Here is a 16,011-nt window from a genome sequence, read left to right as displayed (position 1 = left end):
GGGTTTTTCGTCCAGCCTGTGTCCAGGATGGTACGGCGATTGGTGGAGTTGCACATGCTCGAACAGGCTCAGCGCGTTCTCAAGGATATCTTCGGCTACGACAGTTTCCGCGGGCGTCAGGCCGCGATCATCGAATGCGTGGCCAAAGGTGGCGATGCCTTGGTGCTGATGCCCACCGGTGGCGGCAAGTCGCTGTGTTTCCAGGTGCCCGGATTGCTGCGCACGGGCTTGACTGTGGTGGTGTCGCCCCTGATCGCGCTGATGGACGATCAGGTCGCTACTCTCGATGAGCTGGGCGTTGCGGCCGCCGCGCTGAATTCGACCTTGAGCCCCGAGCAGCAGCGCGACCTGGCCGGGCGTTTGCGCCGCGGCGAAGTGAAGATGCTCTACCTGGCGCCTGAACGTCTGGTACAGCCGCGCATGCTGGAGTTCCTGCGAGGCCTGGACATCGCCCTGTTCGCCATCGACGAGGCCCATTGCGTTTCGCAGTGGGGCCATGACTTCCGCCCTGAATACCTGCAACTGGGCCAGTTGGCCGAATTGTTCCCGCATGTACCGCGCATTGCGCTGACGGCCACCGCCGACATGCGCACCCGGGAGGAAATCGTCCAGCGCCTGCACCTGCAGGGGGCTGAACGTTTCCTGTCGAGTTTCGACCGGCCGAACATCTTCTACCGTATCGTCCCTAAGGAGGCGCCGCGCAAGCAGCTGATGGCATTCCTGGGCGAGCGTCGTGGCAACGCTGGCATCGTCTACTGCCTGTCGCGCAAGAAGGTCGACGAAACCGCTGCCTTCCTGTGTGAGCAGGGCTTCCCGGCGCTGCCGTATCACGCCGGCCTGGCTGCCGAGACACGGGCAGCCAACCAGCACCGCTTCCTCAACGAGGAAGGGTTGATCATGGTCGCCACCATTGCTTTCGGCATGGGCATCGATAAGCCCAACGTGCGTTTCGTGGCTCACCTGGACCTGCCAAAGTCGCTTGAAGCCTACTACCAGGAAACCGGCCGCGCCGGCCGTGACGGGTTGCCGTCCGACGCCTGGATGGCGTACGGCCTGCAGGACATGGTGATGCTCAAGCAGATGCTGCAGAACTCCGAGGGCGACGAACGCCACAAGCGCATCGAGCAGCACAAGCTCGACGCGATGCTGGCCCTGTGTGAAGAAACCCGCTGCCGGCGTCAGGCCCTGCTGGCTTATTTCGATGAAATCCTCGAGCAGCCATGTGGCCATTGCGACAACTGCGTCGACCAGGTTCAGACCTGGGATGCCACGGAACCGGCGCGCCAGGCGCTGTCGACGGTATTTCGCACAGGTCAGCGCTACGGTGTCGGTCATCTGGTGGATGTCTTGCTGGGCAAGGACACCGAAAAGGTGCGCAACTTCGGCCACGAGAAACTTTCGGTGTTCGGGGTAGGCAAGGCGCTGGCCGAGGCCGAGTGGCGTTCGCTGTTCCGTCAACTGGTCGCACGCGGGTTGGTGGACATCGACCTAGAGGGTTATGGCGGTTTGCGTCTGTCCGACAGCTGCAGGCCCCTGCTGCGCGGCGAAGTGACCTTGCAGTTGCGCCGCGACCTCAAGCCCCAGACGGTGGCCAAGACGTCCTCCAGCGCTGGCAGCCCTGCCAGCCAACTGGTGCGCGCCGAGGAGCGCGAGCTGTGGGAAGCGCTGCGCACGTTGCGGCGCAAGCTGGCCGAGGAGCACAGCGTGCCACCTTATGTCATCTTTCCCGACTCGACGCTGCTGGAGATGCTGCGCAGCCAGCCTGCCAGCCTCAGCGACATGGCCCAGGTCAGCGGCGTCGGTGCGCGTAAACTGGAGCGCTACGGCCAGGCCTTCCTCGAGGTGCTCAATGGCGCGGGCGGCACGGCTGAGGCGCCGAAGGTGGTGCTCGACTTGCGCCACGAACTGGTCAGCCTGGCCCGTGCCGGCATGACACCTGCGCAAATCGCCGGCCAGCTCAACTGCAGCGAGAAGAACGTCTATAGCCTCCTGGCCGAAGCGCTGGGTCGTCAGGAACTGAGCCTGGAGCAGGCCCTGGATCTTCCCGAAGACCTGCTCATGGAAGTTCAGGACGCCTTTCTCGACGGTGAGGGCGAGTTGCCTCCGGTGTCTGCGATTGCGCCAATGTTCGGGGCGCGGGTGCCGGAGGGGGTGCTCTATTGCGTCCGGGCGGCGCTGGCGGCGGAGTTCGAACTCTGATCGCAGGCATTTCGCCCAACGGCTGACCTTTGTCATGCTTTTTGACGATAATCGGACGTTTCCGCGCGGCGCAGCCTTGCTTGATGGCAGCGAGCATGGTTAGCTGGCTAATAATTAGTTCTAGTCAATGAGTTGCTTATGCCCCTGACCGACAACCAACACCGTTTTGGCATGCAGCTGGCCCAGATGTCCCGGGGTTGGCGTGCTGAACTGGACCGCCGCCTGGCCGGGCTCAACTTGTCCCAGGCTCGGTGGCTGGTGTTGCTGCATCTGGCGCGTTTCGACGAAGCTCCCACCCAGCGTGAGCTGGCCCAGAGTGTCGGGGTCGAAGGGCCGACCTTGGCGCGTCTGCTCGATAGTCTGGAAAGCCAGGGGCTGGTGCGCCGTCAGGCGGTGATGGAGGACCGGCGTGCGAAGAAGATTCTGCTGTGCCCACCGGCCAAACCGCTGATCGACCAGATCGAAACCATCGCCAATGCCTTGCGCCAGGAGCTGTTCACCGGGGTGGAGGAAGCGGACCTGGAAGTGTGCATGCGCGTGCATGCGAAGATTCTGGCGAACCTCGAAAAGTCCTGACCCCTAGGTAAATGCAGGCGCCGGCTTGCTGGCGATTGGGCTGCAGCGCGGCCCTGGCGCGTCAGAAGGTATGCCCCAGGTTCAGATACACCGCCTTCTGATGCGCATCGTTCGCCCCGTAACTCAAATTCAGCGGCCCCAGCGGCGTCTCCAGCCCCAGGAAGATGCTCGCCGCATTGATGTAGCCACTGTCGAATTCATTGTCGTTGTTCCAGGCTCGGCCACGCTCCAGCGAGCCGCCGATGTACAGCGGGAAATCCAACGGCACATAGGCCCTGGGCGTCAGGCGACGGTAGTAGACCATGCGCAGGAGGCTGATGTTCTGCCCTGACACCGAGTCCTGCCGAAAGCCCGAGAGCTGTCGCGCACCACCGATGACGAAACTCGAGGTGACCACTTCGGCGTCATCCAGCGTGCGCCCGTAGCGGCCGCCCAGCACCCAGGTATTCGGCCCGCTGCTCATGGCTTTGTCCAAGTTGAACTGCCATTGCCTGTAGTCCTGGTCCGAATCCAGCGAGGCATCATACTTGCGCAAGGTCAGGCCAATATCTTCGCCGTGGTGAGGGAAGTACACATTGTCGAGTGTATCGAACGAGTACTTCAGTTCATAGAAGCCCTCGTTGAAGCTGACCTTGGGCAGGTCCTGGTCGCCGACGCGCACGTCAGCTTCGCCCCAGGCCTTGCCCACGCCCAGGCGCACTTCGCCATTGGTGCTGATCTGACGGCCGACATTCAGGCCGAAACCATAACGTTCGAGGCGGTATTCAGCGATGGGGTCGTTGTCCAGCGTCGCCTCGATGTTCTGCGAGCCGAAGTCCAGGTACGGCGCCACGAAGTAACGTGAACCCACGTCCAGCGGTTGGTAGAACTCACTGTAAAGCTCCTGCAGGTCGCCGATCTGTGCGCGGGTCAGCCATTCGGCACCCAGGCTGTTGATACCGTTGACCCGATAGCTGGCGCCCAGGTTGAAGGCACTGTCGCCACGCAGGTCATCCGACAGGTTAAGGCCCAGGCGCAGGTAGTCGGTGCCGCTACGTTTCCCGCGGGCGTTGATCACCAGGGTATTATCGTCGCCCTTGTGCACCACGCGGTACTGCACCCGGTCGAAGTAGTCCAGGCCATACAAGGTGCCCATGTCGGTTTGCAGACGGTCCAGCTCCAGAGGTGCGCCGATCGGCTGGCGGATGTAGGAACGAATGACCTCGTCGCTGACCTTGGCGTCGTTCTCTATCCGAATCCGGGTAATGACCGGCGTGCGCTGGCGGGGCGAGCGGGCCGCGGCCAGGCCTGCATCGCCGTCGGGCTGGCGTAGGCTGGCCAGGCGCGAATCGAGCAGGCGGGTGGCGCGGTAGCCCGCGTCGATCATGTCATGGGCGCGGCCGAAGTCGGTGACGCCATAGGCAGCCAGCGGCGGCTGGATCAGGATGTCGTCGCGGTGCAGGCTGGCCAGTTGCTCCTCGGAATTGCGCCGGGTCATCAGGGTGATCGACTGGTTGAGCACATCGACCACCGTGGCCAGCTGTTTGCGGTCACGTAGTGGAGTACCGATGTCCACGACGATGGCCAGGTCCACGCCCATGTCGCGGGCCACATCCACGGGGATGTTGTCGACCATGCCGCCGTCCACCAGCAGGCGTCCGTCCAGCTCGACAGGCGCGAACACCGCGGGTATCGACATGCTGGCACGGATCACCTGGGGCAGATGGCCACGGCGGAACACCACTTTCTCGCCGCTGGCGATGTCGGTGGCCACGGCGCGGAAAGGGATCGGCAGTTTGTCGAAGTCGCGGGTGTCGGCAGTGTGGGCCAGTTTGCTTTCCAGCAGCAGGGACAGGTTCTGGCCCTGGATCACGCCCAAGGGCAGGCCGATGCTACCGTCGTCGCGAAAGCTCAGTTTCTGTTTGACCAGAAAGTCGCGGTCGTCCTGTTTGCGGCGAAACGGCACGTCCTTGCGCGGTGGGGCGTCGGACAACGCCTGTTGCCAGTCGAGTGTGGTGGCCAGTCTCTCCAGCTCCTGAACGCTGTAGCCCGAGGCATACAAACCGCCGATCACCGCGCCCATGCTGGTGCCGGCAATGGCATCGATGCGTACGCCCTGTTCCTCCAGGGCCTTGAGTACGCCAATGTGAGCCAGGCCACGGGCGGCGCCACCGGAGAGCACCAGGCCAACCTTGGGCCTGGCTTGCTCGGTGGCGAGGGCGGTAACGGAGGTGAGCATCAGCAAAAGGCAGAACAGCAGGCGGCGCATCGTGAGTCTCAAATACTGGCGTAAAGACCGCTAGTATAAGCGGCCCCTTACCTGGAGATGCCTCGCCATGGCCAACAGCAAACCGGAAATCGTTATCAACTATTGCACACAGTGCCAGTGGCTGCTGCGCGCCGCCTGGTTGGCCCAGGAGCTGCTCACTACGTTTTCCGACGACCTGGGGCGGGTGGCGTTGGAGCCGGGTACCGGTGGGGTGTTCCGGATCACCTGCGATGGCGTGCAGATCTGGGAGCGCAAGGCCGATGGTGGCTTCCCCGAGGCCAAGGTGCTCAAGCAGCGGGTCAGGGATCAGATCGACCCGCAGCGTGACCTGGGCCACAACGATCGTTGATCAAGTGCTTTCGGCCAGTGGCCGCTGCCTTGCCGGCTGTTGCGCAGCGAGGCGGCTGGACAGCACGATGGCGAAGATGATCAGTGCGCCGCCTAGCAACATGCGGGGTGTGGGTGTTTCGGCGAAGATCGCCCAGGCCACGGCGATGCCATAGACCGGCTCCATGCCGAACACCACGGCAGCGGTGCGCGCCTTGATCACTGCCAGGCTTGCGACGAACAGGCTGTGGGCGACGCCTGTGCAGAAGATGCCGAGCAGGGCGATCCATAGCCAGTCCATCGGTGCCACGGCAGCCAGGCCTGGCAGTGCCACCGGTAGCAGGCACAGGGTGACCACCAGGTTTTGCCACAAGGCCGCCTGGACCGCTGGCAAGCGCCCCGAGCCGGCCCGATTGGTCAGTGACAGCAGCGAGAACAGCAAGCCCGACAGCAAAGCCCAAAGCAGGCCCCCGGTGGCCTCGCTGGCAAGGTCGAACGATGGGGTGACCAGCACCAGTCCGATACTCACTAAAAGCACCAGTAGCGTTTCGTTGCGGCGGATACGTTCGTGAAACAGCAGGCCTTCGAGTATCACGGTGAACGCCGGGAAGCTGGCGAAGCCCAGTGTCGCGATGGCCACGCCCCCGACCTTGACCGCGATGAAGAAGCTTACCCAGTGGCCAGCCAGCAAAACGCCGCCGAGCAGCAGGCGGCGGATGTCCTGGCCTTTGAGCGAGTACCAGCCCTGGCGGGCAAGGCTGGCGAACAGGGCGAGGGCGAGCACGGCAAAGGCGGCGCGACCGAACACGATGATCGCCGGGCTGGCGCTGGCAGCGAGCTTGCCGAATACGCCAGTCAGACCGAAGAACAGCGCGCCAATGTGTAGGGCGCCGAGGGCGGTGCGGTGGTTCATGATGGTCCTTGAGCAATTGAAAAGTCAGCCCCGGCCCTATCGCTGGCGAGCGGGGTCCTACTGGTGACGTGCAGTCCTTGTAGGCATTGGAACAGGTTCAGTGTAAGACGCCAGACTCTCGCTAGTCTGTCGCGACCCTCGCGTCATTTGTCGCCAGGCTCTCGCCGCAAGGCCAGGGGCGTGCACCCGAACATCCGCAGCACGGCTGCCGAAAACGCGCTTTGCGAGCCGTAGCCAACCCGCGCCGCGATTTCGCCCACCGCGAGCGAACTCTGCTTGAGTAATTGCCGCGCCATGAGCAACCGGCGCTGGCGAATGTAGTCCATCGGTGTCATGCCGCATTCGGCGATGAAGCGTGCGTGCAGCCGGGCGCTGGACAGCCCGGCCAGGCGCGCCAAGTCGGCGACCTGCAGCGGATAGGCCGCGTGCTGCTCGATGTGCGCGTCGAAGGCCGCATAAGGTAGTCGGTGGCTGGGTGCGATGGCCGCTGCCGCCGTGGGGTTGAGGCTGGCCAACAGCAGCACCGCGCCCTGCCGGGCAATGAGCGGATCGTCTACCGGGCTGTTGGCCAGCCAGTCCACCAGTTGCTGCTGGCGGGCATCGAGGTTCCGCGCGCCGGGATTGTCCAGCAGGCGCCGGCTGGCATCGGCGTGTTCACCGAGCTGCTCGTGCAACCAATGATCCCCGGGTACATCCAGCACCAGGCAATGGCTGCCGGCATCGCTGCCGCAGGCATGGTGGGCACCGGCAGGTACCACCATCAGGCCTTGGCGGTCGATTCGCGCGCCATGCCCCTGGACCTCGAAATCAAGACGGCCGCGCAGGCCGAACACCAATTGTGGGTGCTCGTGGCTATGGGCGATCAGGTCGTGCCGGTAATGGCGCAGGGAAAGAATGCGGCCGACGGTCATGGGTGGTCCTCGCGGGGCAGGGTTTCATTGTGCCTGATTCACGTCGCACCATCACTCGTCATGCCGTTGCCACCAACCTGTCATCTGCGCCTGCCAGTCTCCAGCAAACAGCGCCGGAGCCAGCCCCATGACCCCTGTCGAACTCTCTCGCCCGTCGCGTAAACAGCGCGTTCGCACGTTGTGGATCTCCGATGTCCACCTGGGCACCCGGGACTGCCAGGCCGAGCACTTGTCGCAGTTTCTCAAGGGCTACCAGGCTGACAAGGTCTATCTGGTCGGCGACATCATCGATGGCTGGAAGCTTCGTGCAGGCATCTATTGGCCGCAAGCGCACACCAACGTCATTCGCCGGCTGCTGACCATGAGCAAGCGCGGTACCGAAGTGGTCTACGTGACCGGCAACCACGACGAATTTCTGCGCCGCTACTCCAAACTGTTGCTGGGCAATATCCAGCTGGTGGACGAGGCTGAGCACCTGACGGCGGATGGTCGGCGACTGCTGGTGATTCATGGCGATCAGTTCGATGTCATCACGCGTTACCACCGTTGGCTGGCCTTCCTGGGTGACCGCGCGTACGAAACCACCCTGGTGCTCAACCGCTGGCTCAATCACTGGCGGGCGCGATACGGCTATGGTTACTGGTCGCTGTCGGCGTACCTCAAGCACAAGGTCAAGGGGGCGGTGAACTTCATCAGCGATTTCGAGGATGCGATCGCCCACGAATGCACGCGGCGCGGTTTTCACGGGGTAGTGTGCGGGCATATCCACCATGCCGAGATCCGCAAGGTGGGAGAGGTGGAGTACCTCAACTGTGGGGACTGGGTCGAGTCGTGTACAGCGCTGATCAAGCACTGGGACGGCAGCATTACGCTGTATCGGCTGGCCGAGGCGCAGCAGAACGCCCGCATGGCGGTGTCGCGCGAGCCAGCGTGAGTGGCAGCCGATCGCCGACGAGCCGGCTCCAGCAGGTGCGTCGGGGTATGGCCTGGAGTTCTAGAAGGTGATCCGGCCTAGAAGGATGTCGCGGAACATCACGAAGTCGCCGATCAGGCTGTAGAAGGGGTGGCTGAAGGTCGCCGGCCGATTGTGCTCGAAGAAAAAATGCCCGACCCAGGCAAAGCCGTAGCCCGCCACGGGTACCGCCAACAACAGCAACCATTTGCCGCTGCCGATGGTATACGCCAGCAAGGCGATCACCAGGCTGGTGCCGACAAAGTGCAGGCGCCGGCAGGTGGGGTTGCTGTGCTCGCCCAGGTAGTAGGGGTAGAACTCGGCAAAACTGCGAAACTGCGCTGTGCTGGTCATGGCTATGCTTCCAGGATTAACACTTCTTGACAGGATACACGGCGTGGAGCCTGAATCGAGTCTAGAGTGATTGGCGGGGCCGGCCAGTGACAATAGGCGCCATTTGAGTATCCTTGGAGTTCACCGCACGAAGCGGTCAGCATAAGAAGCCTGTCATGAGTGAACGAACCACGTCAGCCAGCTGGGCATCAGGGATTGTGAAGGCACTTGAGCTGGAAGGGCTCGATTGTCAGGCCATGTTCAAGCAGCTCGGACTGGATTTTGCCGCCCTGGACGACCCTGACGCACGCTTTCCTCAAGATTCCATGACCCGACTCTGGCAGCTGGCCGTGGAGCTGTCCGGCAATGAAGCCATTGGCCTGAACATGGCGCGGGTCGTGCGCCCGGCTTCATTTCACGTGGTGGGCTATGCGCTGATGTCCAGTCGCACCCTGGCCGAGGGCTTCCAGCGACTGGTGCGTTACCAGCGAATCATCGCCGAGAGTTCCGACTTGAGCTTCGTCCTCGGGCCCGAGGGCTATTCACTGATTCTTACCGTACACGGTGACCACCTGCCTCCGACCCGGCACAGCGCCGAAGCGTCGCTGGCGTGCGCCCTGGCGCTGTGCAAGTGGCTCAGCGGGCGGCCAATCCAGCCGCGACGGGTATTGATCCAGGGGCCGCAGCCAAAAGATGTCGAGCCGTACAAGGTGGCGTTCCATTCACCGCTGGTGTTCGGCGCGCCCCATGATGCGCTGGTGTTCGAACGCGCCGACATGGAAGCGCCCCTGCCGACAGCCAATGAAGCGATGGCGGTGCTGCATGATCGCTTCGCCGGCGAATACCTCGCGCGCTTCTCGGAGAGCCGGGTGACGCACCGTGTGCGCCAGGTGCTATGCCGCATCCTGCCGCAGGGGGAACCCAAGCGTGAAACCCTTGCCCAGGCCCTGCACCTGTCGCAGCGCACCTTGCAGCGGCGGCTGCAGGAGGAGGGCACCAGTTTCCAGACCTTGCTTGACGACACTCGCCGCGAGCTGGCCGAACAGTACTTGGCACAGCCGGGCATGACGTTGTTGGAAACTGCCTATCTGCTGGGCTTTGCCGACCCCAGCAACTTTTACCGGGCATTTCGCCGTTGGTTCGACACCACGCCGAGCGAGTATCGCGCCCGGCTAGGAGCGGAAGGCGAACCTTTCAGTGACGCCAGAACGCCGGCATACACAACACCAGCACCGTAATGATTTCCAGGCGCCCCAGCAGCATGCCGCCGGCCAGGATCCACTTGGCTGCATCCGGCAGCGAGGCATAGTTGCCGGACGGGCCGATCACCTCGCCCAGGCCAGGCCCCACGCCGGATACGGTGCCCGCTGCACCGGTCAGTGCGGTCATCCAGTCCACTCCCAGCAGCGACAGCAACAGGGCCATGACGCAAATGGTGATGGCGAAGAAGAACGAGAACGTCAGGATCGAGCGCACGATTTCTTCGTCAAGGCGGTGGCCGTTGTACTTCTGCTTGATCACCGCACGCGGGTGGATCAACTGATTGAGGTTGGCCTTGAGCAGGATGTAGGCAACCTGGAAGCGGAAGATCTTGATGCCGCCGGCCGTCGAACCGGAGCAGCCGCCGACGAAGCCCAGGTAGAAGAACAGCATCAGCGAGAAATTACCCCACAGGCTGTAGTCGCCCAAGGCAAAGCCGGTGGTGGTAACCACCGAGGTCACGTTCAGCGCCACATGGCGCAGGGCATCCAGCCAGTGCAGGTTGGTGGTGGCCCAGTACCAGGTGCCCAGCACCAGCCAGGTGACTAGCAGCATTCCCAGCAGTCCTTGGACTTGCTGGTCGCGGATCAACGCTTTGCGGTTGCCGCGCAGGGTAGCGACGTAGAGGGTGAAGGGCAGACTGCCGAGGATCATCACCACCACCGCCACCCAGTGCACGGCCGGAATATCCCACTTGGCCAGGGACTGGTCAGAGGTCGAGAACCCGCCGGTGGAGATGGCCGACATGGCATGGTTGATCGCGTCGAACGGGCTCATGCCGGCCCACCAGAATGCCAGGCCGCCCAGCACCGAGAAGCCGACGTACACCATGACGATCGACTTGGCCACCATGTGCGAACGCGGCATTACCTTTTCGGAGCGGTCCGAAGACTCGGTCTGGAACAGGCGCATGCCCCCGATGCGCAGCAGCGGCAGGATCGCCACTGCCATGGCGATGAAGCCGATGCCGCCGAGCCAGTGCAGCATTGAGCGCCACATCAGGATGCCCGGCGACATCGTGTCCAGGCCGCTGAGGACCGTGGCGCCAGTGGCGGTGATGCCGGACATGCTTTCGAAGAAGGCGTCCGTGTAGCTGATGTGCTGGGTCAGCAGGAAGGGCAGGGCTGCAAATACGCACACCACCAGCCAACTGCTGACCGTCAGCAGGTACATGTCGCGCGGGCGCAGGTGCACATGCTCAGGGCGGCCTTGGATGACCATGGCCAGGCCGGCGATGAAGGTAATCAGGCTCGACCACAGGAATGACGGCAGGTCGCCTGTGCGATCGAAAATCACCAGGGTCGCCATGGGGACGACCATGCTGACCGCCAGGGTGATGAGGAAGATGCCGATGATGAAACCAATGATCCTTAAGGTCGGCAACGCCATGTGATCTGCTCTGACTCTGAACGGAAGGGCGCCATTCTACCTATGGGTCTGGTGATGTAAACGCTAGAATGGCCGCACATTTAACTGCCAGGAGGGTAGCCGATGGAGGCTCTCGACGCATTGCTCAACCGTGTTTCCGTGCCACGCCTGACTGATCCGGCGCCCAACGCCGCCCAACGCGAGGCACTGTTCCAGGCCGCGCTGCGCGCCCCGGACCACGGCCAGCTGCGCCCATGGCGCTTCCTGACCATCGAAGGTCAAGGCCGGGACAAGCTGGGCGAACTGTTCGCCGAAGCCTTGCAAATCAAAGGTGACGCCAGCCAGGCGGCCTTGGACAAGGCTCGCGCCATGCCGCTGCGCGCGCCGCTGCTGATCGTGGTCATCGCCAAGCTGCAGGACCATTTCAAGGTGCCCAAGTCCGAGCAGCGGCTGGCGGCCGGATGCGCGGCCCATGGCATCCTGATCGCCGCTCATGCCCAGGGAATCGGTGCGGTGTGGCGCACCGGTGACATGGCCTTCGATGCCCACGTGCACAAAGGGCTGGGGTTGGCCGAGAACGAAGAGTTGGTCGGCTACCTGTATGTCGGTACCCCGATGACCGAGCCGCGTACCGCGCCGGTGCTGGAAACGGCCGACTTCGTCAGTGCCTGGGGTGAGTGAAGTCGGCCTGGCTGGCCCTGTGCAGTGAGACTTCCGGCCTCTTCGCGGGGTTACCCACGACGAGGCCGGGACAACCAGCCCCGACTCAGTTGCCGTTCACCTCGGCCACCGGCAGCTCCAACCGGGCCACGAAGCCCCCCAGTGGATGATTGGCCAACACCAGCGTCCCCCCGTGGCGCTCCGCTGCCTTGCGCGCAATGGCCAGCCCCAGGCCATGCCCCGCTGCACTCTGTCCTGGCGCCCTGAAGAATGGCTCACCCAGCTGTGCCAGATGCTCCTGTGCCACCCCAGGCCCGTGGTCGCGCACAGTCAGCACGATACGGTCCTGCTCACGCTCGGCATGAATCTCGATCGGTTGCCCCACTGGATTGAAACGCAAGGCATTGCGCAGCAGGTTGTCCAGCGCTCGTTCGATCAGCGTCGGCCAGCCTTGCAGTGTCAGGCCTGGCTGGGCTTCGAGCTTGACCTCCTGCTCCGGTGCGCTGAGCTGGGCATCCTTGCGCACGCTGCCAAGCAATGCATTCAGATCGACCGGCTCGGCATGCGCCTGCTCGGCATCGACGCGGGCCAGGGCAAGGATCTCGCTGATCAGGTCTTCCAGACGGTCGCATTCGCGGGTCAGACGTGGCCACAACGTTTCGCGTTGCTCGGGTTCGGCACGTTCGGCCAGGGCCAGGGCAATGCGCAGGCGTGCCAGAGGCGAGCGCAGTTCGTGGGACACATCGCGCAGCAACTGGCGCTGGCTGCCGATCAGGCTTTGCAGGCGGGCGCCCATCTTGTTGAAGTCGTTGGCCAGCACACCGAATTCGTCGCGGCGGGCCGCCAGCCGCGCCAGGCTGTTCTGCTGATAGCTGGTCTGCCCCAGGTCATGCACCGCACCGCGCAATCGGCTCAATGGGCGGGTGATGGACAGGGTCACCAGCAGGCTGAACAAGGTCAGGACCACGAGGGCGATGCCCAGTGCGCTGAGCGGCCAGAGCAGGCTCTCGCGGTGCCAAGCGTCCAGCTCCGGGTGTGGAATTCGGTAGATCAGCAGATAGGTTTCGCCGCTCTGGGGGCTGGTGTACTCCTCGGTGAGCCGTCGCCAGGGCAGGCGGCGGTCGTCGTTGTGCTGGCGAGCCTCGAAGGCCGCCGCACGGCGGGGGAAAGTGCCGGGCACTACCGCCTCGCCGCTGTCATTGAGCACTTGTACGTCGATCTTGAAGCGCTGCTTGCGCCGCTCCAGAAAGCGCTGCGCCGATTCCATGCCTTCTTGCTCGTAGTGCTGGGCCCAGTGGCTGGCCAAGGTGTTCAGGCCTGGGTGGCGGCTGAGAATCCAGGCGTCTTGGTTGAGCATATGGCCCAGCAGGATCGACAGCCCGGCGACCAGTGTGATGGCCAGCCAGAAACTGGCCAGGATGCGCCAGAACAGTGAACGCAAGTGCACCTCCTACAAGCGGGAAAAGCCCGGCCCGCATGAGAGCGGGCCGGGCATCGGTGGGACAGCTTACTGGGCCTTGGCGTCTTTTTCAGCTTTCCAGGCCTGGAACTCCTGCCACTCAGCCTGCTTCGCGGCGCGCTCTTTCTTCAACTCGTCGAACTGCTTCTGCTGTTCTGGCTTGAGCAGGGCGCGGATCTGGCTATCGGTCTTGTCGTGGCTGGCCTTGATTTCATCCTTCATGGCTTTTTGATCGGCGGCTGGCAGCTTGTTCAGGTAGCGCTCGGTGATGTCGCGACGTTGCTTCATCTGCTCGCCCATCAGCTTGCCGATCTGCTGGCGTTGGTCGCGGCTCAGGTCCAGTTGGGCGAAAGGCGCGTCACCGCGATGATGCGGGCCGTCGTGGCGCGGGCCGCCTTCAGGCATGGCCATGGCTACGGTCGGCAGGGCGGCGGCGAACATCAGGGCGATAAGGGTCTTGCGCATGGTGTTTCTCCTTTCAGGGGCCGGTGGTTACCGGATGAGCCCAGTCTAGGGAGATCAAGGTCAAGCGCAGTCAGTGGAGGGTAAAGACTCGGTAAAGAGGGGCGGCCGTGCTTTGTGCGAGCGGGGCGTTGCAATTGGGGCCGCAAAGCGGCCCCGGCGTGCTTACAGACTGTAGTAGTAGCCCCGGCTGCGCAGCGCCACGATCCGCGGACGGCCGTCGGGGTGCGGGCCGATCTTCTTGCGTAGGTTGCTGACATGCATGTCCAGGCTGCGGTCATACAGGGTCAGCTTGCGACCCAAACCGATCTGCGCGAGGTCCTGCTTGTCCAGCGGTTCGCCGGGTTGGCGCAGCAGTGCTTCGAGGATGCGGCTTTCGGAGAGGGTCAGGGTCATTTCGCGTTCGTCGATGCTGACCACGCCACGCGCCGGGCTGAAGGTCAGGTCGCCAATTTCCACCTGGGTGGTGGTGGCCGTCGGGTGGCTGCGGCGCAGCACTGCCCGCAGGCGCGCCGTGAGTTCACGCGGGTCGCAGGGTTTGGCCAGGTAGTCGTCGGCACCCAGTTCGAGGCCGAGGATGCGGTCCAGCGGCTCGCCACGGGCCGAAAGCATCAACACCGGCAGTTCAGCGTGGTCGCTGCGCAATTGCTTGAGCAGTTCCAGGCCACTGCCATCGGGCAGCATCACGTCGAGCACCACCGCTGCCGGCGAATGCTCTGCCAGCGCCTGACGCGCGCTCTGGCCATCGTGGCAGGCGCGGACAGAGAACCCTTCCTGGGTCAGCCAGCTGCCGAGCAGCTCGCAGAGTTCCTGGTCATCATCAATCAGTAACAGCTCGCTCATGACTCACTCAATTCAACCATTGACGGCGTCTTCTATGTCCGCCACTGGCAAAGATACCGCAGACTGCCGACAAGAGTGCAACGGCTGAACCAATCAGAAACCATTGTTGCTGGTCGGTAAGCAGGCGGGGCTGGGGACTGGCCTGCAATTCCCGGATCGCCATCTTCAGCCGCTGGTTGTCCTGGCGCAGGCGCGCCAGCTGGGCGCTTTCCCGTTCGCTGTCGGCGTCCTGCAGTTGCTGGGCAAGGATGGCACGTTGCTTTTCGCTGTCGTCCAGGCGCTGCTGAAGCTCGGTAATGCGCGCACCGGCCTCCAGTGACAACGGTTGCTCGGCGTAGGCGAAGCAGGGGACTAACAACAGGCAAAACAGCAGGGCGATCTGACCTTGGCGCATGGGAACTCCTGATTCCTATCGATTCTGGAGGTTGTCGGCCGTTGGTCGGAATTGCTTAGCGTTCGCGCCAGCCCGTTCGCGGGTGAACTCGCTCTCATGGGCCACTTGCACGCTTCAGGGCCTGTGCAGTGCCTGTAGGAGCGGGTTCACCTGCGAAAAAGGCGACGCTGTTTAGATCAGGGCAACACTTGCTTGAACGGCTTGACGATGACCTTTTCGTACACGCCGGCGGCGATGTACGGGTCAGCGTCGGCCCAGGCCTGGGCATCGGCCAGGGAGTTGAACTCGGCGACGATCAGGCTGCCGCTGAAGCCAGCCTCACCTGGATCATTGCTGTCGATGGCCGGGTGCGGGCCGGCCAGTACCACGCGGCCTTCGGCCTTCAGTTGCTGCAGGCGCTCGATGTGTGCCGGGCGTGCGGCCAGGCGTTTTTCCAGGGAGTTCGCGACGTCGCTGGCGATGATGGCGTAGAGCATGTCATTCCTTGGTCTTGGAGGTGGAAGGTTCGTCGTGCAGGTGGCGGGACAGGTAGACACCCTGTGCCACCAGGAAAATCACGGTCATGCCGAGGCTGCCGAACACCTTGAAGTCGACCCAGAAGTCCTGGAAGGTGAAGGCGACGAACAGGTTGGCGGCACCACAGAACAGGAAAAAACCGATCCAAGCGATGTTCAGGCGGTTCCAGATGGCATCGGGCAGGCTCAGGGCATGGCCCATGATGCGCTTGATCAGAACCCGGTCACCGATGAAATGGCTGCCGGCGAAGCCCAGGGCGAACAGCCAGTTGACCACGGGTGCCTTCCACTTGAGGAATGTCTCGCTGTGGAAGGTGAGGGTCAGGCCGCCGAACACCAGGCAGGCGATCAAGGTCAGCCACTGACCTTTTTCGAGCTTGCGCTGGCGCAGGAACAGGGCGCCGTACACCACCAGCGAACTGAGGATCAGCATCGCCGTGGCGCTGTAGATACCGCCGAATTCGAAGTTGTGACCGGCCACTTCCATGGGGCGCGGGTCGAGCTTGTAGACGATGAAGAACAGCAGCAGCGGGATGAAATCGATGAATTGTTTCACAATGGCAGCCAGAATCGGGATGTGACGGCATAATA

At 63.3% G+C, this 16,011-nt stretch carries 17 protein-coding genes; 6 read left to right on the top strand and 11 right to left on the bottom strand.

Annotated features, from left to right (window positions below; translation table 11 throughout):
• Positions 1–54: 54 nt before the first annotated feature.
• Both recQ and VXM67_RS19885 read left to right on the top strand, forming a co-directional pair.
• The gene (gene recQ / locus VXM67_RS19890) at positions 55–2,199 is read left to right on the top strand and encodes a DNA helicase RecQ (protein WP_023381632.1); all 2,145 of its coding nucleotides are present in this window, start codon (positions 55–57) and stop codon (positions 2,197–2,199) included.
• Positions 2,200–2,337: 138 nt separating this feature from the next.
• The gene (locus VXM67_RS19885; protein WP_023381631.1) at positions 2,338–2,775 is read left to right on the top strand and encodes a MarR family transcriptional regulator; all 438 of its coding nucleotides are present in this window, start codon (positions 2,338–2,340) and stop codon (positions 2,773–2,775) included.
• 61 nt (positions 2,776–2,836) lie between these two features.
• Here the strand turns inward: VXM67_RS19885 and VXM67_RS19880 are convergent, their stop codons facing one another.
• Positions 2,837–5,023, bottom strand: coding sequence for a patatin-like phospholipase family protein (locus VXM67_RS19880; RefSeq protein WP_367237338.1), 2,187 nt, complete (start codon positions 5,021–5,023; stop codon positions 2,837–2,839).
• A 67-nt stretch (positions 5,024–5,090) separates the two neighbouring features.
• On the opposite strand from VXM67_RS19880, the gene VXM67_RS19875 reads away from it, so the two are divergent.
• A complete protein-coding gene (locus VXM67_RS19875) occupies positions 5,091–5,372 on the top strand; it encodes a SelT/SelW/SelH family protein (protein ID WP_023381629.1) in 282 nt (93 codons plus the stop codon).
• Here VXM67_RS19875 and VXM67_RS19870 read toward each other — a convergent pair whose 3' ends face one another.
• Both VXM67_RS19870 and VXM67_RS19865 read right to left on the bottom strand, forming a co-directional pair.
• Entirely contained in the window at positions 5,373–6,263 is an 891-nt protein-coding gene (locus tag VXM67_RS19870; protein WP_023381628.1) for a DMT family transporter, read from the bottom strand. It abuts the gene before it with no gap.
• 143 nt (positions 6,264–6,406) lie between these two features.
• Positions 6,407–7,174 (bottom strand): AraC family transcriptional regulator, encoded by a 768-nt coding sequence (locus tag VXM67_RS19865; RefSeq protein WP_027908214.1) that lies wholly within the window; start codon positions 7,172–7,174, stop codon positions 6,407–6,409.
• Positions 7,175–7,301: 127 nt separating this feature from the next.
• On the opposite strand from VXM67_RS19865, the gene VXM67_RS19860 reads away from it, so the two are divergent.
• The gene (locus VXM67_RS19860; RefSeq protein WP_367237337.1) at positions 7,302–8,108 is read left to right on the top strand and encodes a UDP-2,3-diacylglucosamine diphosphatase; all 807 of its coding nucleotides are present in this window, start codon (positions 7,302–7,304) and stop codon (positions 8,106–8,108) included.
• A 60-nt stretch (positions 8,109–8,168) separates the two neighbouring features.
• On the opposite strand, the gene VXM67_RS19855 is transcribed toward VXM67_RS19860, so the two are convergent.
• Entirely contained in the window at positions 8,169–8,480 is a 312-nt protein-coding gene (locus tag VXM67_RS19855; RefSeq protein ID WP_023381625.1) for a DUF962 domain-containing protein, read from the bottom strand.
• A gap of 155 nt (positions 8,481–8,635) precedes the next feature.
• Between VXM67_RS19855 and VXM67_RS19850 the strand changes: the two genes are divergently transcribed.
• Positions 8,636–9,697, top strand: coding sequence for an AraC family transcriptional regulator (locus VXM67_RS19850; protein ID WP_023381624.1), 1,062 nt, complete (start codon positions 8,636–8,638; stop codon positions 9,695–9,697).
• Here the strand turns inward: VXM67_RS19850 and VXM67_RS19845 are convergent.
• Positions 9,654–11,108 (bottom strand): TrkH family potassium uptake protein, encoded by a 1,455-nt coding sequence (locus VXM67_RS19845; RefSeq protein WP_023381623.1) that lies wholly within the window; start codon positions 11,106–11,108, stop codon positions 9,654–9,656. The two genes, VXM67_RS19850 and VXM67_RS19845, sit on opposite strands and share 44 nt — an antisense overlap.
• A 102-nt stretch (positions 11,109–11,210) precedes the next feature.
• Between VXM67_RS19845 and VXM67_RS19840 the strand changes: the two genes are divergently transcribed.
• Positions 11,211–11,768, top strand: a complete 558-nt coding sequence (locus VXM67_RS19840) for an NAD(P)H nitroreductase (RefSeq protein ID WP_023381622.1) — start codon at positions 11,211–11,213, stop codon at positions 11,766–11,768.
• An 85-nt stretch (positions 11,769–11,853) separates the two neighbouring features.
• Here the strand turns inward: VXM67_RS19840 and VXM67_RS19835 are convergent, their stop codons facing one another.
• From VXM67_RS19835 to VXM67_RS19810, 6 genes are all read right to left on the bottom strand, one after another.
• Positions 11,854–13,194: a HAMP domain-containing sensor histidine kinase gene (locus VXM67_RS19835; RefSeq protein WP_027908215.1), complete on the bottom strand. Its 1,341-nt coding sequence runs from the start codon at positions 13,192–13,194 to the stop codon at positions 11,854–11,856.
• A gap of 60 nt (positions 13,195–13,254) precedes the next feature.
• Positions 13,255–13,671, bottom strand: a complete 417-nt coding sequence (locus tag VXM67_RS19830; RefSeq protein WP_023381620.1) for a Spy/CpxP family protein refolding chaperone — start codon at positions 13,669–13,671, stop codon at positions 13,255–13,257.
• A gap of 162 nt (positions 13,672–13,833) precedes the next feature.
• Entirely contained in the window at positions 13,834–14,511 is a 678-nt protein-coding gene (locus VXM67_RS19825; RefSeq protein WP_023381619.1) for a response regulator transcription factor, read from the bottom strand.
• Positions 14,512–14,518: 7 nt separating this feature from the next.
• The gene (locus VXM67_RS19820; protein ID WP_023381618.1) at positions 14,519–14,905 is read right to left on the bottom strand and encodes a hypothetical protein; all 387 of its coding nucleotides are present in this window, start codon (positions 14,903–14,905) and stop codon (positions 14,519–14,521) included.
• Positions 14,906–15,081: 176 nt separating this feature from the next.
• Positions 15,082–15,381: a YciI family protein gene (locus VXM67_RS19815; protein ID WP_023381617.1), complete on the bottom strand. Its 300-nt coding sequence runs from the start codon at positions 15,379–15,381 to the stop codon at positions 15,082–15,084.
• A gap of 1 nt (position 15,382) precedes the next feature.
• Complete coding sequence (locus VXM67_RS19810) at positions 15,383–15,976, bottom strand: septation protein A (protein WP_023381616.1); 594 nt, start codon at positions 15,974–15,976, stop codon at positions 15,383–15,385.
• Positions 15,977–16,011: the final 35 nt, after the last annotated feature.

Origin of the sequence: Pseudomonas sp. Rh2 (assembly GCF_040762985.1) — a bacterium.
Taxonomy (GTDB): domain Bacteria; phylum Pseudomonadota; class Gammaproteobacteria; order Pseudomonadales; family Pseudomonadaceae; genus Aquipseudomonas; species Aquipseudomonas taiwanensis.
Note: the sequence above shows the minus strand (reverse complement) of the source record. Positions and strands in the feature narration are given on the sequence as shown.